This is a genomic window from Mycobacterium celatum (assembly GCF_002101595.1).
Lineage (GTDB): Bacteria > Actinomycetota > Actinomycetes > Mycobacteriales > Mycobacteriaceae > Mycobacterium > Mycobacterium celatum.
This window is the reverse complement of record NZ_LQOM01000055.1, coordinates 1-4,570: the sequence shown is the minus strand read 5'-3', so window position 1 is coordinate 4,570 and position 4,570 is coordinate 1. Positions and strand designations below refer to the sequence as shown.

1 protein-coding gene is annotated in these 4,570 nt (G+C 67.7%); it reads right to left on the bottom strand.

What is annotated here, in order from left to right:
• The coding region (locus tag AWB95_RS22770) for a non-ribosomal peptide synthetase (RefSeq protein WP_139818542.1) at positions 1 to 4,570 on the bottom strand (4,570 nt) is incomplete at both ends.

The following is a 4,570-nucleotide window of genomic DNA, read 5'->3' as shown; positions in this document are numbered from 1 at the left end:
GCGATCTCAAATTGCCGCTGCAGTTCGTCGATCTGCTGTTGGGTCAGCCGGGCCGGCGCAATATCGGAGGGGGTCAACCCGCCGCCACCGGCTCGCACGTGCGCGCAAATACCGGTCAGTGCCTCAAACCACAACCGGCTCAATCGATTTACCTGCGCTTCATCGAGAGCCGAAGTCGCCCAGGTCCAATCGGCGTACAGCTGTGCGCCAGTCTCGGTTTCGGCAGTGGCGGCGTTGAGCTCTAACGTGTGCGCCAACGCCATCGGTGTTGCGGCGGCGGCGCCGGCGACCGGGACGCCGCCTTCGCACAGCCGCCACACATCGTCGGGGGCCTCAGTGGCCGAGCCGACCATGCGCCCCAGATAGTTGAAACCGATTGGCGGATCCGAGCCGACGAGATCCACGTCGGGATTCAGGTAGCGCAGCAGCCCGTAAGTGATGCGGTGGGGCAGCGCGCGAAGCTGCTCTTTGACGTCCTTGACCAAGGCGCCCAGCGGGGCCTCACCCGCCGCTACTTGCTCCCATTCCAGCCCGGCGACCGTCACCGCCACTGGATATTTGGTGGTGAACCAGCCCACCGTTCGGGACAGGTCAACATCGGGGGCCAGTTCCTCGTGGCGGCCGTGGCCCTCGACGTCGATGGATATCGGCGCGGTGCGATTGCCCGCAAATTCTGTCACCGCCAAAGCGAGCGCGATCAACAAAATCTCCTGCGGCCCGGCGTGAAACGCCGCAGCCACCTCATCGAGCAATGTCCGGGTGGTCTCCGCATCCAGCAATACCGATAGGTGCCCGGCGCTTTCATAGGTATCGTGCGACGGAGCCGGCAGCAGAGCCGGGGTTGCCATCACCTGCCGCCAGGTGTCGGCCTGATCCACCACCTGCGGGTGGCGCGCGTGCTGCTCGAGCAGCGACGCCCAGCGGGCGAACGACGTTCCGGTCGCCGCCAACACCACCGGCTGCCCGCTGTGATGCTGGGCCCAGGCGATATTGAGGTCTTCCAGCAGGATTCGCCACGAAACCGCGTCGATGGCCAGGTGGTGAATGATCAACACCAGCTGCCGGCTCTCGGCCACCCATAGCGCGCGAAGCATCACCCCCGCGGCCGGGTCGAGCCGCGAGCGCGCCGCGATCAGCGCCTCGTTGGAGAACTCGTCGACGGTGTGCAGACAGTCGCGGGCATCGACCGAACCGACCTCCGGCACGGTCAACGACCAACCGTCGTCGTTGAGACGGGCCCGCAACATCGCGTGCCGATCCAGCAGAGCCTGCACCAGCACCACCACATCGGCCCCGGTGGCGTCTTTGGGGGCCTGCAGCAGAACGGTCTGGTTGAACTGATCCACCGCCCCGTCAATGCTGTGCAGCCACCGCATGATTGGGGTGGCCACAACTTTTCCCAGCCCTTCATCGACGACGTCGTCCGCAGCGCCGCCTACCCGGACCACCCGGGCCAGCCGGGCCACACTCTGCTCGACGAACACATCACGCGGCCGACACATCAGACCGGCCGCGCGGGCGCGGGCGACCACCTGCATGGCCAAGATGCTGTCGCCGCCCAGGTCGAAGAACGACTCGTCGACCCCCACCCGCTCTGTCCCGAGCACTTGGGCGTAAATGCCGGCCAACGTCTCTTCGATGGCGTTGGTCGGTGCGCGATATTCACCGGCGGTGTAGTCCGGTGCGGGCAGCGCGCGGGTGTCGAGTTTGCCGTTCGGTGTCAGCGGCAATCTGCCGAGTGCCACCACCGCCGCCGGCACCATGTAGGCCGGCAGCCGCTCGGCTAGCCTCTGGCGGATCTGCGCCGGGTCGACCGCGCCGGTGACATAGCCGACCAGGCGCTTGTCGCCGGGGCGGTCTTCGCGGGCGATCACCGCCGCTTGCTCCACGCCGTCCAAAGAGCTTAGTGTGGCTTGGATTTCGCCGAGCTCGATGCGATACCCGCGGATCTTCACCTGCTCATCGACGCGGCCCAGATAGTCCAGCTGACCGTCGTCGCGCCAGCGCACCAGGTCCCCGGTGCGATACATCCGTTGTCCTGAGCCGCCGAACGGGCACGCCACAAACCGCGACGCCGTCAAAGGCGCCCGGCGCCAGTAGCCAACGCCCACTCCGGTACCGGCGATGTACAGCTCACCGACCGCACCGGTCGTCACGGGGCGCAGCCATGGGTCGAGCACGAACAACGCCGCACCCGCGACCGGCGACCCGATCGGGGGTGCACCCGCCCCAGTTGTCAGCGGCGCGCTTCTGGACGCACACACCGTGGTCTCGGTGGGACCGTAGGCGTTGAGCAGGACCCGCCCCGGCGCCCAGCGGTCCACCACCTCGGCCGGGCATGCCTCACCAACCACCGACAAAACCATCTCCTGCAACCCCTCGGGCGCCAAAACACTTACCGCCGAGGGGGTTTGCGTGAGCACACTGATCTGCTCGGTAACGAGTAACGCGTGGAAGTCTTCCGGGGAGTGCGCCACCGACTCGGGCACCACCACCAGCCGGCCGCCGTGCAACAGCGCACCCCAAATCTCTTCGACTGAGGCGTCGAAAGCGTACGAATGGCACTGCGCCCATGCCTGTACGGGCAGATGGGTATCCAGCGATTCCATCAGCTGGGTGACGTTGTGGTGGGTGACGGCAACCCCTTTGGGCACCCCGGTGGTGCCCGAGGTGTAGATCAGGTAGGCGACGTCATCCGGTGCCGGCACGGGAAGCGGCGTGCTGGGTTGGGCGTCAACGGCGGGGTCGTTGGCATCGACGACCACCACGTCGTGGCTCTCTAGCGGCCCGGCCAGCTCGGCGGTGGTGATCGCGGCGACGGGCGCGGCGTCGTCGAGCATGAAGCTGACGCGGGCCGCCGGCAAGGCGGGATCGATCGGCAGATAGGCCGCCCCGGTCTTGAGCACCGCCAGCATCGCCACAATCGCCTCCGCCGACCGCGAAAACAGCAGCGCCACACACCGTCCCGGGCCCGCCCCGTGGCCGGCCAACAGATGCGCCAACCGGTTCGCAGCCTCGTCGAGCTCGCGATACGTCAACGACCGGCCTTGGCAGCTGATCGCCACCGCATTCGGGGTCCGTGCCACCTGCGCGGCGAACAACACGGGAATCGACGCCGGCTTCGCAGCCGGAGGCTGGGTCAACACCGCCCGGTGACCCCAGCGGTCCAAGCGGGCATGCTCGGCGTCGTCGAGCAGATCGATCGACGACAGCCGCCGGGTGGGTTCGGCGGTCATCGCCGTCAGCACCCGTCGCAGTCGTTCGATCAGCGCCTCGATCGTGTCGGCGTCGAACACGTCGGTGCGGAACTCCACCGCCCCGCCGATCCCGGCGGGCTCACCGGCCTCGCTCCAGCGTTCGGCCAACGAGAACGCCAGGTCCATCCGCGCCGACTGGTTCTGCACGGGCATCGGCGCCACCTGCAGGTCACCCAAAGCCAGTGCCGCAGGCTGGTTGTTCTGCCAGGCCAGCATCACCTGCACCAGCGGATGATGAGCCATGCTGCGGACGGGGTTGATCCGCTCCACCAACACCTCGAAGGGCACGTCTTGGTGTTCGTAGGCGGCCAAGCTGCGCGACCGCACCTCGGCCAGCAGCTCTCCAAGAGTGGGGTCGCCCGCCACATCGACCCGCAACACCAAGGTGTTGACGAAAAACCCGACCAGCTCGTCGAGTGCCGGGTCACGCCGGCCGGCGATCGGGAACCCCACGGCCACATCGGAACTCGCAGTGAGCTTGGCCAGCATGACAGCCAGCGCAGCCTGGATCACCATGAAACTGGTGGCGTTGTGCTCACGGGCCACCGCGTCCACCCGCTCCTGCAGCTCGGCAGGCCAATCGATCGGCACACTGGCTCCACGCTGATCGGCGACCTGCGGGTAGGGCCGGTCGGTGGGCAGCTGCAGACGCTCGGGCATCCCCGCCAGTGCCCGTTCCCAGTAGGCCAGCTGGGCGGCGATCGGGCTGTCGGGATCGTCAAGCTCACCGAACTGGGCGCGCTGCCACAGTGTGTAATCGACGTACTGCACCGCCAGCGGCGCCCACTGCGGGGCCTGGCCCGCGCACCGGCTGGCATAGGCCAGCCCCAAATCGCGGATCAGCGGGGTGATGGACCAACCGTCGGCGGCGATGTGGTGCACCACCGCCACCAGCACGTGCTCGTCGTCGCCGACCCGGTAAAGCCTTACCCGCAGCGGAATATCGCCCGCGAGGTCAAACGTGTGGTGTGCCGTCGCGCCGATCGCATCAACCAAGCGGTCTTCCGGCCAGGCCGTCGCATCGACAACGTCCCACCCGAAATCGGCCCGGTCCGTAGGCATGACCACCTGCTGAGGTATCCCGTCGGGAGCCACGAAGACCGTGCGCAGGCTCTCATGGCGGGCCACCACATCGCCCAGCGCCTCGCCCAACGCGTCCGCATCAAGGCGCCCGCGCAGCCGCAACGCCGCCGCCATGTTGTAAACCGGTGAGGGGCCCTGCAATTGGTCGAGCACCCACAGCCGCTGCTGGGCGAACGACAACGGCACCACAGTCGGCCGTTGCACCGGCCGCAACGGCTCCAGCCGACCCG